This is a genomic window from Polynucleobacter sp. MWH-Adler-W8 (assembly GCF_001889925.1).
Classification (GTDB): Bacteria; Pseudomonadota; Gammaproteobacteria; order Burkholderiales; family Burkholderiaceae; genus Polynucleobacter.
This window is the reverse complement of sequence record NZ_LZFI01000003.1, coordinates 141,337-155,583: the sequence shown is the minus strand read 5'-3', so window position 1 is coordinate 155,583 and position 14,247 is coordinate 141,337. Positions and strand designations below refer to the sequence as shown.

The 14,247-nt window shown below is 46.9% G+C and carries 11 protein-coding genes; 3 read left to right on the top strand and 8 right to left on the bottom strand.

Going from position 1 to position 14,247, the window contains the following annotated elements:
• Positions 1 to 17: 17 nt before the first annotated feature.
• The 8 genes from aspS to AOC28_RS04170 form a co-directional block, all read right to left on the bottom strand.
• Positions 18 to 1,817, bottom strand: a complete 1,800-nt coding sequence (aspS, locus tag AOC28_RS04205; protein WP_072582719.1) for an aspartate--tRNA ligase — start codon at positions 1,815 to 1,817, stop codon at positions 18 to 20.
• Positions 1,818 to 1,833: 16 nt separating this feature from the next.
• On the bottom strand, positions 1,834 to 2,487 hold the full coding sequence (locus AOC28_RS04200; RefSeq protein WP_072582718.1) for a DUF502 domain-containing protein: 654 nt from the start codon (positions 2,485 to 2,487) through the stop codon (positions 1,834 to 1,836).
• Between the two features lie 52 nt (positions 2,488 to 2,539).
• Positions 2,540 to 4,126, bottom strand: coding sequence for a ubiquinone biosynthesis regulatory protein kinase UbiB (gene ubiB / locus AOC28_RS04195; protein WP_072582717.1), 1,587 nt, complete (start codon positions 4,124 to 4,126; stop codon positions 2,540 to 2,542).
• 3 nt (positions 4,127 to 4,129) lie between these two features.
• Positions 4,130 to 4,750, bottom strand: coding sequence for an SCP2 sterol-binding domain-containing protein (locus AOC28_RS04190; protein ID WP_072582716.1), 621 nt, complete (start codon positions 4,748 to 4,750; stop codon positions 4,130 to 4,132).
• Between the two features lie 53 nt (positions 4,751 to 4,803).
• Complete coding sequence (locus AOC28_RS04185) at positions 4,804 to 5,712, bottom strand: TIM44-like domain-containing protein (protein WP_072582715.1); 909 nt, start codon at positions 5,710 to 5,712, stop codon at positions 4,804 to 4,806.
• Between the two features lie 70 nt (positions 5,713 to 5,782).
• The gene (ubiE, locus tag AOC28_RS04180; protein WP_072582714.1) at positions 5,783 to 6,526 is read right to left on the bottom strand and encodes a bifunctional demethylmenaquinone methyltransferase/2-methoxy-6-polyprenyl-1,4-benzoquinol methylase UbiE; all 744 of its coding nucleotides are present in this window, start codon (positions 6,524 to 6,526) and stop codon (positions 5,783 to 5,785) included.
• Positions 6,526 to 6,924 (bottom strand): DUF971 domain-containing protein, encoded by a 399-nt coding sequence (locus AOC28_RS04175; protein ID WP_072582713.1) that lies wholly within the window; start codon positions 6,922 to 6,924, stop codon positions 6,526 to 6,528. Before AOC28_RS04175 ends, ubiE begins: the two co-directional genes overlap by 1 nt.
• Positions 6,924 to 10,763, bottom strand: coding sequence for an FAD/FMN-binding oxidoreductase (locus tag AOC28_RS04170; protein ID WP_072582712.1), 3,840 nt, complete (start codon positions 10,761 to 10,763; stop codon positions 6,924 to 6,926). Before AOC28_RS04170 ends, AOC28_RS04175 begins: the two co-directional genes overlap by 1 nt.
• 134 nt (positions 10,764 to 10,897) lie before the next feature.
• Here AOC28_RS04170 and ilvA point away from each other — a divergent pair, with 134 nt between their 5' ends.
• From ilvA to queF, 3 genes are read left to right on the top strand one after another with little or no spacing between them, the layout of a single operon-like run.
• Complete coding sequence (gene ilvA, locus AOC28_RS04165) at positions 10,898 to 12,418, top strand: threonine ammonia-lyase, biosynthetic (RefSeq protein WP_072582711.1); 1,521 nt, start codon at positions 10,898 to 10,900, stop codon at positions 12,416 to 12,418.
• A 12-nt stretch (positions 12,419 to 12,430) separates the two neighbouring features.
• Positions 12,431 to 13,339, top strand: coding sequence for a 5'-nucleotidase (locus AOC28_RS04160; RefSeq protein ID WP_072582710.1), 909 nt, complete (start codon positions 12,431 to 12,433; stop codon positions 13,337 to 13,339).
• Between the two features lie 13 nt (positions 13,340 to 13,352).
• A complete protein-coding gene (queF, locus tag AOC28_RS04155; protein ID WP_072582709.1) occupies positions 13,353 to 14,180 on the top strand; it encodes an NADPH-dependent 7-cyano-7-deazaguanine reductase QueF in 828 nt (275 codons plus the stop codon).
• Positions 14,181 to 14,247: the final 67 nt, after the last annotated feature.

The following is a 14,247-nucleotide window of genomic DNA, read 5'->3' as shown; positions in this document are numbered from 1 at the left end:
GTATTACTGAAGTTGCTTTATGCGGCAGGGGTAGCTTGACGCAAACGGATATGCAACTCACGCAGTTGACGCTCGTCTACTGGGCTTGGGGCCTGAGTTAACAAGCACTGCGCACGTTGTGTTTTAGGGAAAGCAATCACATCACGAATGGATTCTGCACCAGTCATCATCGTTACGATGCGATCCAGGCCGAACGCAATACCGCCGTGAGGAGGCGCGCCATACTGAAGTGCATCTAACAAAAAGCCAAACTTCGCTTGCGCTTCTTCTGCATCAATTTTCAATGCACGGAATACCTGGCTTTGAACAGCCTCTTGGTGAATACGGACTGAGCCGCCACCAATTTCACTACCGTTCAACACCATGTCATACGCTTTAGCCAAGCACTTACCTGGATCAGACTCCAGATGCTTCATGTGCTCATCTTTAGGACTGGTAAACGGATGATGGCAGGCAACCCAACGGGCTTCGCCTTCATCGTAGTCAAACATTGGGAAATCAACTACCCACAACGGCTTCCAACCTTCGGTAAAGAGACCATGCGCTTTACCCCAAGCGGACTGACCAATACGTAAACGTAAATTACCAATCGCATCGTTTACTACTTTTTCTTTATCGGCACCAAAGAAAATAATGTCGCCATCTTTTGCACCCGTGCGCTTCAAGATGCCTTCGATCGCCGCATCATGCAAATTCTTCACGATTGGTGACTGCAAGCCATTGCGGCCTTCAGCAACGGAATTGACCTTGATCCAAGCCAAGCCTTTAGCGCCGTAGATACTGACGAACTGGGTGTAGTCATCAATTTCGCTACGGCTAATTTCAGCACCACCAGGCACGCATAAGCCCACCACTCGTCCACCCACTTGGTTAGCGGCACCTGAGAACACCTTGAAATCAACGTCTTTCATTAAATCAGTCAATTCAGTGAATTCAAAGTTCACACGCAAATCTGGCTTATCAGAGCCAAAACGCGCCATACCTTCAGAGTAAGGCATGGTTGGGAATGGATTAGGCAACTCAACATTCATCGTCTTCTTGAAAATATGTCGAATCATGTTTTCAAACAAATCACGAATTTCTAACTCACTCAAGAAAGCAGTTTCACAGTCGATCTGAGTAAATTCAGGTTGACGATCCGCACGCAAGTCTTCGTCACGGAAACACTTGGTAATTTGATAGTAGCGATCAAAGCCAGCGACCATTAACAACTGTTTGAATAACTGTGGAGACTGTGGCAGCGCAAAGAACTGGCCATCATGAACACGGGAAGGCACCAAATAATCACGCGCGCCTTCTGGGGTGCTCTTAGTTAACATCGGTGTTTCGATATCGATAAAGCCAGCATCATCTAAATAACGACGACACTCCATCGCCACGTTGTAACGCAACCGTAAATTCTTTTGCATTTGTGGGCGACGCAAATCCAATACGCGATGAGTTAATCGAGTGGTCTCTGACAAATTCTCATCATCAATCTGGAACGGCGGAGTTACAGAAGCATTCAGAATCACCAAGCTATGGCAGAGGATCTCTACTTTTCCACTAACTAAATCCGTGTTCTCAGTGCCGGCAGGACGTGCACGTACAAGACCTTTAATCTGTATACAGAACTCGCTACGAACTTGCTCAGCAAGAGCAAACATTTCTGGGCGATCAGGATCGCAAACAACCTGTACAAAACCTTCGCGGTCACGCAAGTCAATAAAGATCACGCCTCCGTGGTCACGACGGCGATTAACCCATCCAGCAAGAGTGACTTCTTGACCAATCAGTGAATCGGTGACCTGGCCGCAGGTATGGCTTCGCATTGACATAACAATTTCCTATAAATCAAAAATGGTGTGGCAACTGGGATGCAGTTAAACCACTAGAACTATTGGGGGGAACAGAGCCCATTGAAACAATATGTTTCAGAGCCTCTTCCACACTCATCTCTAATTCAATCGTTTGTGCACGTGGCACGATCATGAAAAAACCAGAGGTTGGATTTGGGGTTGTAGGCAAAAATACGTTGACGTAATCTTCACCCAATTTGGCAGTTACTTCTCTTGCGGGAATGCCAGTTTGAAAAGCAATCGCCCAAGAATCCGCATGGGGATATCGAATCAGCAAGGCTTTGCTAAAAGCTTGCCCACTTCCAGAAAATAAAGTGGATGAGACTTGCTGAACGCTGGAATAAATGGAACGAACAATCGGTATGCGATTAACAAATTTATCCCAAACTTTTAACCACCACTGTCCGGCAAAATTAATTGCGGTCAATCCAGTGAGGAGGATGACCACAATCACAATCAGTATTCCAACGCCCGGGAGGTCACGGAAATGCTGCAAATCTCTAGCGGCATCTTCAGGGAGAACAATAATAATGGCGTGCATTACAGAACCAAAAACACCATCGAGCAGGCCCAAGCCCCAAGCAATCACCCAAATGGTGATCGACAATGGTGCCCAAACGAGGATGCCAGCGATAAAGTATTTTTTCATGTGTTCTGCCTAACCCGCTATTTTAGCGGGTTAGCAGCCAATCAGCGAGAGACTAATAAATGCCTAGGCTGACGATCAAAATTCCAGCCAAAAACCCGCCAGCAAAGAGTAAAGCGCCTGCCAAAAGGCGATGTGTACGTCTTTCTTGCAATAAAAGGGCCTTTAAGACCTCTAATTCGCCATTTTGGTCTTTGATGGGGGAACGGGCCTGCGCTAGGCTATCCGCAATCAAACGGGGCAATGTTGGCAGAATTTTGGCCCAAGTAGGCGCCTCTTCCTTGATGCCATCAATGAGACCACGCCACCCCAACTGCTTGCTTACCCATTTTTCCAGAATCGGCTTAGCCGTTTTCCAAAGATCCAGGTCGGGATCCAGTTGACGAGCCAGACCCTCGACATTCAAGAGGGTTTTTTGTAGCAAAGTGAGTTGCGGCTGAATTTCCACCTTAAAGCGACGCGATGTTTGAAATAGGCGCATCAGCACGATGCCCAAGGAAATTTCTTTCAGGGGGCGATCGAAATACGGTTCGCAAACTGAACGTACCGCACCCTCTAATTCTTCAACGCGGGTATTCGCCGGAACCCAACCCGATTCAATATGTAACTCAGCAACTCGGCGGTAATCGCGATTAAAGAATGCCAGAAAATTCAAGGCTAAATAATTTTTGTCAGATTCGCTTAATGCACCAACAATTCCAAAATCTAGAGAAATGAAACGGCCAAATGTTTCTGGCTCTAAGCTAATCATAATGTTGCCGGGATGCATATCTGCATGGAAGAACCCATACTCAAACACTTGAGTAAAGAATATCTCTACGCCATCTGAAGCCAACTTCTTAAAGTCAACGCCCGCCTCTCTGAGTGCTGCCGTTTTACCAATTGAGATGCCATACATTCTCTCCATGACAATCACATTGGTGTGACATAAATCCCAATACATCTCGGGAATCATCAACTTTTGTGAATCCGCAAATTGCCTACGTAGCTGACTCGCATTAGCGGCTTCGCGCATGAGATCAAGCTCATCATGCAAATAAGTATCGAACTCCGCGACGTTCTCGCGTGGCTTTAAACGACGACCATCTTCGGAGCTTTTTTCAATCACCTTGGCTAAGTCGTACATCAAGGCCAGGTCACCATTAATCACCGGCAAAATACCGGGGCGCAAGACCTTGATGGCTACTGAACGACCCTCCCATTCAGGATGCTTATCTGTGCCACGCAAGACTCCGAAGTGCACCTGTGCCACTGAGGCACTAGCGACAGGTGTTGCATCAAAGCTAATAAACACTTCTTCAATTGGTTGACCTAGATCCGCTTCAATCAAGCGACGAGATTCTTCGTTTGAGAATGGTGGTACCTGATCTTGTAATTTAGCCAACTCATTAGCGATATCTTCTGGCAATAAATCGCGACGTGTAGAAAGTACTTGACCAAATTTCACAAAAATAGGGCCTAGTGCCTCTAGCGTCAATCGAATACGCTCACCTCTAGGTAAATGACTGCCAGGAGACATCCAGCAAAGCACTGTTAAGAATCCGCGACGAATGCCCGGCTTTAGAAGATCACGAAGTAGTGGCAATAAACCATAACGCCATGCGGTAAAGAAAATGAAAAAGAGACGAGCAATTCGACGCACGATTTATTTAGCCTTTTGCTCTAGAAGTTGAATACGTTTTTCCATACGATCTACAGACTCGCGCAAATCACTTAATTCGGATTTACGAACCATAAAGTCTCGTTTATTTAAAAGCACTTTCTTTTCTTCGCTGACATACTCCACTACATTGTCCAGCAAATCGCTTGCAGCAGAACGTGTGGCAGACACAAACTTTTTACCCTGCCTTACGGCAAAGTTTGCAGGTGCATCTCCAACCAGACGAGCTAAATCTTCCTCGTATTCCCAGCGCAACTGTCCTGCAAGACGACCCAATAATTGGGCCAAGTCTGCATCACCAGTAATTTTGACTGCTTTGAAAGCCTGCTCACGCAAAGAACCAGTACTGCCTGCCAAGTCGCTCAATGCCTTGGCAGAAACCTCCAAAGTGAGCGAAGGTGCCTCAATCTCTTTTAAGTTAGCCAATAAACCATCTGACTTGATCTCAAAACACAGATTACCTAGCGGAAGTTGTAACAAGATTGTTTTGTTGGCATGACGAGCCAATTCAGCAGACGCCCAAGGCTCGCTACCCAATACGTGATTAATCCCCCGGCAGGCTGCGCCAGAAGCAATCGTATGGGTAGTCGAAAAATGTCTGTTCATGAGTGTAAAAAACCCGCACTAGTGCGGGTTTTCCGACGGAAAGTACCTAAAGCTTAAACCAACTGGGAAATACCCGCCAGTACCCAGCCGCCAGGACCTTCCACAGGCTTGCTTAAATTCCAGATTTCGGAGAAGTCGCTCGCTGGAGCGCCTTGTTGCTCACGAATCATGCCGCTGAACTGAACGCTACAGAAATAATGGGCATCTGCCGTCTCAACCCCTAAGAGCTGAGCATTAATAGTCACGACATCTGTTTGATTGCTGCCATCAGTTCTACCAGCTAAATCTTGCTGAATCGTGGCAAACATATCGGGAGTTGTAAATTCACGTAAGGATGCAAGATCACCTTGGTCCCAAGCTTTTTGCAAAGTGACAAAATATTGTTTTGCATTTTCCAAAAATGTTTGCTGATCGAAACCAGGGGGCAAGGTTGACTGAAATACCTCAGGCTCTGCACTCACCCCACCGAATGCATTTGCAGCAGGAGTGAATGCAGGTTCTTGTCTGGGCATCTCAACGCTATTGCGCTGCATGCCTTGTGATGGCGCATTTGAGTTTTGACCAGCACCAGACATCGCTGGCAATAATCTACGAATCACAAACATAATGACAAAGCCAGCCAACATTGCGATCAGCAAACCAGTAATTAATGAAGAGGCTGCTTCACCTAAACCAAAATGCGATAAGAGGTAACCAATTCCCAGGCCCGCAGCTAAGCCACCCAAAATACCACCCATGCCACCAAAACGACTAGGCGCAGGTGCTTGAGGGGTGGGGGATGGGGAAGTCGGCTGTGCTTGCTGAACTGGCTTTTGCACAGGAGCAGTCTGACGTTGCATTGGTGCACTTGGCGCGCGTCCAAGACTTCTTCCGCCACCTAAGCGAGCAGCATCAACCTGACCAACCATTGCAATGATCAAAGTAAAGCTCAAGAGAACTGCTTTAAAAAAATGTTTATTCATTTTTAGATTTACCCCTTCTGATAACTACTCAACTTCTTTAGTTTTTAAGACTTTAAAAACTATACGACTATTAGTATTTAATACCAATATGTAAGGCAACGATACCCCCAGTCATCCTGTGGGTTTCCACTTCATCAAAACCAACCCCCAACATCATTTCTTTAAGGGTTTCTGCATCGGGATGCATGCGAATCGATTCAGCTAAATAGCGATAGCTTTCTGAATCTTGTGCAATCTTCTCACCCAACCAAGGCAAAACCTTAAATGAATAAGTGTCATATACGGGTTGCAAAAAGGCATCAGGCTTAGAGAACTCCAATACCAAAACACGGCCACCAGGTTTGATCACACGGCACATTTCACCTAAAGCGATCTCTTTATGTGTCATGTTACGCAAACCAAAGGCAACGGTCACCACGTCAAAATGATTATTCGGAAAAGGAATTTTTTCGGCATCAAACTGAACGCAAGGCAAAGCCATACCGCGATCCAATAGGCGGTCACGCCCCACACCCAACATAGAAGCATTGATATCACTTAACCAAACTTGAGCATCTGGGTTGCGTCCCCAATCAGCCGCTTTTGCGAAAGCCGCGGCGAGATCGCCAGTACCGCCAGCAATGTCCAAAATCTTTTGGCCAGGACGAACATTTGCACGAGCAATCGTCACTTTTTTCCAAACCCGATGCAGCCCGAATGACATCAGGTCATTCATGACGTCGTACTTGCTGGCTACCGAATGAAAAACCTCGGCAACCTTGCCGGCTTTTTCAGCTTCATCAACACTTTGATACCCGAAGTGCGTTTTACTCATTAGTGACTTCCACAAGAATGGCCTGATGAACTGCCTGCTTGTGTCATCGGTGTATCGCGGTCTAAGCCAGCAGCGGCCAATTTATCTAAATGCTCTTTCCATAACTGCTCCTGGTTCTCACACAGAAACAATAAGTAATCCCAGGTAAACAAGCCAGAGTCATGCCCATCCGAAAAGCTGGGCTTGAGTGCATAGTGCCCAACAGGTTCAATATTGGCGATCAAAACATCACGCTTACCCGTCTGCAATGTTTCCTGCCCAGGCCCATGGCCCTGAACTTCGGCGGAAGGAGATAAAACCCTTAACAATTCAAAAGGCAGGCGATAAGTCTTGTCACCCTCATAAGAGAGCTCCAAGACCTTGGATTGCTGATGTACAACGATATTGCTCGGAATCATTAAACGAGGACCCTCTCAATACCACCTTGGTTAGCCTTGGCTACATAGTCCTGCATCCAGTCTTTACCAAGTAGCTTCTGAGCCATTTCAACAACGATGTAATCGGCTGTAGTGTCGCTATCCGCATCAAAACGTGTCAAGCCTTGTAAGCATGATGGGCAACTAGTTAACACTTTGACTTCGCCAGTGAAATCATCTTTGCGCAATTCAGTCGCCGCTTTTTCCATCTCAATCTGTTTGCGGAAACGCACTTGAGTAGAAATATCAGGACGTGTGACGGCTAATGTGCCAGATTCACCGCAGCAACGATCATTCTTCGCAATCGCCTTACCATCTTCGAGTTGAATTAACTCATTCACCGTCTTCAAAGGGTCTTGTAACTTCATTGGAGAGTGGCAAGGATCGTGATACATATACTTCACACCCGTTACGCCAGAGAGCTTAACGCCCTTCTCTGCCAAGAACTCATGAATATCAATAATGCGGCAGCCAGGGAAAATCTGTTCGAACTGGTAGCCAGCTAACTGGTCATAACAAGTGCCACAAGAAACAACCACGGTCTTGATATCCAAGTAATTGAGGGTATTGGCAACACGATGGAATAACACACGGTTATCCGTGATCATCTTCTCTGCTTTATCAAAGTCGCCATTACCACGCTGTGGGTAGCCGCAACAGAGATAGCCTGGTGGCAGAACCGTTTGAACACCTACATTCCACAACATCGCCTGAGTAGCCAAACCAACCTGAGAGAACAAGCGCTCAGATCCGCAACCCGGGAAGTAGAACACCGCCTCAGTATCTGCAGAAGTTGTCTTAGGATCACGAATAATTGGAACGTAGTTCGCATCCTCAATGTCCAACAAAGCACGCGCCGTTTTCTTGGGTAGATTGCCAGGCATCTTCTTATTTACAAAAAAGATCACCTGCTCTTTAACGCTCGGCTTTCCTACTGTTGCAGGCGGATGGGCAGTTTGTTTTTTCGCAAACTTGCGTAAGACATCATTACCCAGGCGTTGCAACTTATAACCCCAACCGATCATCGTCTTGCGAGCAAGATTAATCGATTCTGGGCTGGTGGCATTCAAGAAGAACATGGATGCTGCTGTGCCAGGATTAAAGCGCTGCTGCCCCATCTTGCGCAAGAGATTACGCATGTTCATGGTCACATCACCAAAGTCGATATTGACCGGGCATGGAGTTAAGCACTTATGGCAAACCGTGCAATGCGCTGCGACATCATCAAACATTTCCCAATGGCGAATCGAAACACCACGTCGAGTTTGCTCTTCATATAGGAAGGCTTCAATCAATAGTGATGTTGCGAGGATTTTGTCGCGTGGGCTATAGAGCAAGTTTGCACGAGGTACATGGGTCGAGCAAACAGGTTTACATTTGCCGCAACGTAAACAATCTTTTACGCTATCAGCAATAGCACCAATATCGCTTTGCTGCATGATGATTGACTCATGGCCCATCAAACCAAAGCTAGGCGTGTAGGCCATGCTCAGATCAGCATGTGGCATCAACTTGCCTTTATTAAAGCGGCCTTCTGGATCAACGCGATTCTTATAGCTGCGGAAATCTTTGAGTTCAGCTTCTGTTAAATACTCTAATTTAGTAATACCAATACCATGCTCACCGGAAATCACACCGTCTAATGAGCGGGCTAATTTCATGATCCGATCTACGGCGCGATGCGCATCTTGCAACATCTCGTAGTCATCCGAGTTCACCGGGATATTGGTATGAACGTTACCATCGCCAGCATGCATGTGCAACGCGACGAATACGCGCTTACGCAACACGTTTTTGTGAATTGCTTCTAGCTCGGCCAGAATCGGCTCAAATGCCAAACCACCAAAGATGATGCGCAACTCTGAGCGCACTTCCTCTTTCCATGAAGCGCGCAGACTGTAATCCTGCAGTCGCGGAAAATAAGAGTCCATCTCAATGAGCCACTCAGCCCAACGCCCACGGACCTTGGCAATAAGCTCTAGGGCTTGCTGAACACGATCTCCCAAGATTTCTGCTGTAGGGATCTCATACTCAGCATCACTCTTACCTAGCGGTAATGCGCTCTTTTTCAAGAAAGTCTCAAGACCATCGAGTACTTGCAACTTGTTCTTGAGAGAGAGCTCAATATTGATGCGATCGATACCGTCGGTGTACTCACCCATACGCGGCAAAGGAATCACGACGTCTTCATTAATCTTGAAAGCATTGGTATGACGGGCAATCGCAGCTGTGCGGGCACGATCGAGCCAGAACTTCTTACGAGCCTCAGCGCTGACTGCAACAAAGCCTTCGCCAACACGTAAGTTCGCCATCCGCACTACCTCACTAGTAGCTGCAGCAACGGCTTCTTCATCATCGCCAGCAATATCGCCAATCAATACCATCTTCGGCAAGCTATTGCGCTTTGATTTAGTTGAATAACCCACCGCTCTTAAATAGCGATCGTCCAAATGCTCTAGGCCGGCCAAGATTGGGCCACCTTGCTTGCTTAAGCCATCTAAGTATGCTTTGATCTCCACAATACTGGGGATCGCTTCTCGCGCTTGACCAAAAAACTCCAAGCAAACCGTGCGCATGAATTTAGGCATGCGATGCAATACCCAAGTTGCGCTAGTAATCAAACCATCACAACCTTCTTTTTGCACACCAGGTAAACCTGATAAAAATTTATCAGTAACGTCTTTACCTAAACCTTCTTTGCGGAAACGTCTGCCTTCAACTTCTAATAATTCTGTTTTTAGAATGCGCTGACCCGGCTCGCTATTGCCATCAGACCAAGTGAGCTGAAAGCGGACAGTTGCCACATCATGGATCTTGCCCATATTGTGTTCAAGACGCTCGATATCCAACCAATTGCCTTGCGGATCCACCATGCGCCAGCTAGCCAGATTATCTAAAGCAGTTCCCCAAAGAACCGCTTTCTTACCACCCGCATTCATGGCAATATTGCCGCCAATGCAGCTTGCATCGGCAGAAGTAGGATCAACTGCAAACACAAGACCAGCATGCTCTGCAGCATCAGATACGCGACGGGTCACAACGCCTGCGCCAGTAAAGATGGTAGATACTTCACGATCTAAGCCTGGTAGTTTTTTAGCTTTTACGCCGCCAATATCTTGTAACTTTTCAGTGTTAATCACTGCCGACATTGCATACAGCGGAATAGCGCCACCGGTATAACCAGTACCACCTCCACGAGGAATAATGGTCAGCCCTAATTCAATACAAGCTTTCACTAAACCAGGAATTTCAGATTCGTAATCCGGCTTTAGAACAACGAGTGGAAACTCCACGCGCCAGTCTGTTGCATCGGTAACGTGAGCAGCACGAGACACACCATCAAAGCAAATATTGTCTGCAGCAGTATGACGACCTAACTCCTTACGAGCACGCTTACGAATGACTTCAACTTCTTTAAATCCGTTTTCGAAATTTTCGATTGCGCGATAAGCGGCACTTAATAGAATTTCTACTTGGTCAGCAGAATCACCACTATTGCGCTTCTTGACTTCGCCCAAGCGATGCCAGAGTGCATCAATTAATTGTTTGCGGCGATTGGGACTATCCAGCAAATCATCTTGCAAGAACGGGTTGCGCTGAACCACCCAAATATCGCCCAGAATTTCAAACAACATACGGGCGGAACGACCTGTACGGCGAACGCCACGCAAGTTGTTGAGAACACGCCATGACTCCTCGCCCAATAGGCGAATCACAATCTCTCGATCAGAAAAGGAGGTGTAGTTGTAGGGAATTTCGCGAAGACGGGGGGAGCCCGCCTCAGCATCCAACAACTGGTTCAAAGCTAATGGTGCGTTCATAGCGACATATTTGATAAATAAGCATTTTAATTGAGTGAACCTGATAGTGGCAGGATTCCGAGAAAGTTGCTCCCCAAAGGGATAAACCCTTGCAAATCTAAGGGCTTAGGAGCCATCCGTGGTACGCTCATCGGATGGCAACGAACTATTTAAAGAAAATTTTATCGGCTCGCGTCTATGACGTAGCCAGAGAAACCGAACTTCAGCTCGCCCCAGAACTGACTAAGCGTTTGGGCAACCAGGTCTTACTTAAAAGAGAAGATAACCAGCCGGTTTTCTCCTTCAAACTCCGTGGCGCCTACAACAAAATGGCCCATTTACCCCCAGAAGCCCTAAAACGCGGGGTTATTACAGCTTCTGCAGGCAATCATGCCCAGGGTGTAGCCCTATCTGCCGCCAAAATGAAGTGCAAAGCCGTCATCGTGATGCCGGTCACGACCCCTAGCGTCAAAATTGATGCGGTCAAGGTCAGAGGCGGATCTTGGGTAGAAATCATCCTTCATGGTGAATCCTATAGCGATGCCTTTAAACATTCTGAGATTCTCGGCAAAAAACGGGGCTTAACTTTTGTCCACCCTTTTGATGATCCCGATGTCATCGCAGGTCAAGGAACGATTGCCCACGAAATTTTTACTCAATATGAAAAACCGATCGATGCAGTCTTTGTCGCGATAGGTGGTGGTGGCCTGATTTCCGGTATTGGTGAATACATCAAAGCTGTTAGCCCAAAAACAAAAGTGATTGGTGTTCAAGCTTCTGACTCCGATGCCATGAATCAATCGCTCAAAGCAAATAAACGTATTGAGATGAAAGACGTGGGTTTGTTCTCAGATGGCACTGCCGTGAAATTGGTTGGCAAAGAAACATTCCGTATTTGCAAAAAAGTAGTAGACGAAATCGTCACCGTCGACACAGATGAAATCTGTGCAGCTATTAATGATGTATTTACCGATACTCGCAGTATTCTTGAGCCCGCTGGCGCACTCGCCATTGCGGGCATGAAGAAGTATGTCGAGAAAAAACGTATCAAGAAGAAAACCTTAGTGGCTGTGGCTTGCGGGGCCAACATGAACTTTAGTCGCCTACGCTTTGTGGCTGAGCGCGCAGACGTTGGTGAGTTCCGCGAAGCGGTATTTGCAGTCACTATTCCTGAAGAACGTGGCTCCTTTAAACGCTTCTGCGAATTACTCGGCAAACGTAACGTGACTGAATTTAACTATCGTATTGGCGATCAAAGTGAAGCCCATATTTTTGTTGGCATCAGCACACAAAAATCCGGTGACAGCGAAGCGATTGCAAAGCATTTCCGCAAAGCCAAGTTTGCAACGATTGATCTCACGCATGATGAGCTAGCAAAATCGCATTTACGTCATATGGTTGGCGGGCATTCTGCACTGGCTAAAGATGAATTGCTCTATCGCTTTGAGTTCCCAGAGCGCCCAGGTGCTTTGATGAAGTTCTTAACCAGCATGGCCCCTAACTGGAATATCAGTTTGTTCCACTATCGCAATCACGGAGCCGACTATGGCCGCATTCTGATTGGTATTCAAGTACCGAAAAATGAGCAGAAGAAATTCCAAAGCTTCTTGGCAACCCTAGGCTATCCACACTGGGATGAGACTAACAATCCCGCCTATCGCCTGTTCCTGAAATAAGCCCAATCTCAAATGTCATACACACTCACCGGAAAACTCGTCGTCGCAATCTCTTCGCGCGCCCTGTTTGATTTCGAGGAAGAAAATCGCATCTTCGAGTCAACCGATGACAGCGCTTATATGAAGTTGCAGTTAGAGCGCCTCAGTGAGGCCGCTCAAAAAGGGGTAGCATTCCCCTTAGTCAAGAAACTCCTCGCTTTTAATGATGAGGGTGAGCAACGTGTCGAAGTAGTCATTCTTTCTCGCAACGATCCGGTCAGCGGTCTGCGTGTATTCCGTTCAGCCGAGCATCATGGTCTACATCTTGAGCGTGGCGTATTTACAAGAGGTAGGCCTCCGTATCATTACTTGCGCTCTCTACATGCCAATCTCTTCTTGTCTGCAAATGAAGATGATGTGCGAGCAACGATTGATGCAGGCTTTCCTGCCGCTCGCGTGTATCCAGAGTCTAGTAAAACCGCCGAGTCCCATCCTAATGAAATCCGCATCGCGTTTGACGGAGACGCAGTTCTTTTCTCCGATGAAGCCGAACAAGTCTTCCAGAAAAAAGGTCTTGAAGCCTTTGTGGATCACGAAAGTAAGAAGGTCGATATTCCCTTGCCTCCCGGCCCATTCAAACCTTTGCTAGAAGCCCTACACAGACTGCAACGCTCCACTAGTGAAAACGGTATGCGCATTCGGACAGCATTAGTTACAGCACGCTCTGCACCTGCCCATGAACGAGCTATTCGTACACTGATGGCGTGGGGCATTGATGTAGATGAAGCGATGTTCTTAGGCGGCCTCTCGAAGAGCGAGTTCTTACGAGAATTCGAACCAGACTTTTTCTTTGATGATCAAACTGGTCATTGCCAATCAGCAGCCTCTGTTGCACCTACAGGCCACGTGGTATCTGGCGTATCCAATAAACCTAAGAAGTAAGCGAAATACTGTAATGGCAACCTTACCCCTCGGGCAATCAACGCAATATCCAGATCAATATGATCCGAGTGTGCTGTTTCCCATCCCCAGATCTGAGAATAGAAAGAAGTTGGGTTTTAAAGAAGATCAAGCTCTACCCTTTGTTGGTGTTGATATTTGGAACGCCTTTGAACTCAGCTGGCTCAATCAAAAGGGTAAGCCGCAAATTGCTTTGGCAGAGTTTCAGATTCCTGCAGACTCACCGAACATGATTGAGTCCAAGTCATTCAAGCTTTATCTCAACAGCCTTAACAGCGCACGCTTTGAGGATGAGAATGAAGTTAAAGAGCGACTCATTACCGACTTATCTGCAGTCGCTGGCAGCAAGGTCACCACCCGCATCAACCCAACAGAAGCAGTCTCCAAAAAAGGAATGCAAGAAATGGGTGGCATTTTGATGGACAGATTAGATATTGAAGTAGATCCAAACCTACCAGCAGACCCAAGCCTACTGGGAGTTAATGAATCCTTTGGCCCTATTGAACAATGCTTGGTTTCGCATCTATTGAAATCCAATTGCCCAGTTACCGGTCAACCAGACTGGGCGAGCGTGCAAATTCGTTACCAAGGCAGGCCGATCCTTGAAGAGGGTTTATTGCGCTACCTCATTGGCTTTAGACAGTTAGGCGAGTTCCACGAACATTGTGTGGAAACGATCTTTACTGACATCAAGCGTCAGTGCAAACCGGAGAAGCTATCTGTATATGCGCGCTACACACGACGCGGCGGCTTAGATATCAATCCTTTCCGCACAGATCACAACTCACCCTGGCCAGATAACATTCGGCACGCAAGACAGTAAATTTATTGAAATGCAGGCAAATAAAAACCCCTTGTAGGTAATCCTAGAAGGGGTTTTTGCTATTCAA

Excerpts from the sequence above, each read along its gene's own strand:
- aspS (WP_072582719.1), bottom strand. The coding sequence starts at position 1,817 with ATGTCAATGCGAAGCCATACCTGCGGCCAGGTCACCGATTCACTGATT.
- AOC28_RS04200 (WP_072582718.1), bottom strand. The coding sequence starts at position 2,487 with ATGAAAAAATACTTTATCGCTGGCATCCTCGTTTGGGCACCATTGTCG.
- AOC28_RS04190 (WP_072582716.1), bottom strand. The coding sequence starts at position 4,750 with ATGAACAGACATTTTTCGACTACCCATACGATTGCTTCTGGCGCAGCC.
- AOC28_RS04185 (WP_072582715.1), bottom strand. The coding sequence starts at position 5,712 with ATGAATAAACATTTTTTTAAAGCAGTTCTCTTGAGCTTTACTTTGATC.
- ubiE (WP_072582714.1), bottom strand. The coding sequence starts at position 6,526 with ATGAGTAAAACGCACTTCGGGTATCAAAGTGTTGATGAAGCTGAAAAA.
- AOC28_RS04175 (WP_072582713.1), bottom strand. The coding sequence starts at position 6,924 with ATGATTCCGAGCAATATCGTTGTACATCAGCAATCCAAGGTCTTGGAG.
- AOC28_RS04170 (WP_072582712.1), bottom strand. The coding sequence starts at position 10,763 with ATGAACGCACCATTAGCTTTGAACCAGTTGTTGGATGCTGAGGCGGGC.
- ilvA (WP_072582711.1), top strand. The coding sequence starts at position 10,898 with ATGGCAACGAACTATTTAAAGAAAATTTTATCGGCTCGCGTCTATGAC.
- AOC28_RS04160 (WP_072582710.1), top strand. The coding sequence starts at position 12,431 with ATGTCATACACACTCACCGGAAAACTCGTCGTCGCAATCTCTTCGCGC.
- queF (WP_072582709.1), top strand. The coding sequence starts at position 13,353 with ATGGCAACCTTACCCCTCGGGCAATCAACGCAATATCCAGATCAATAT.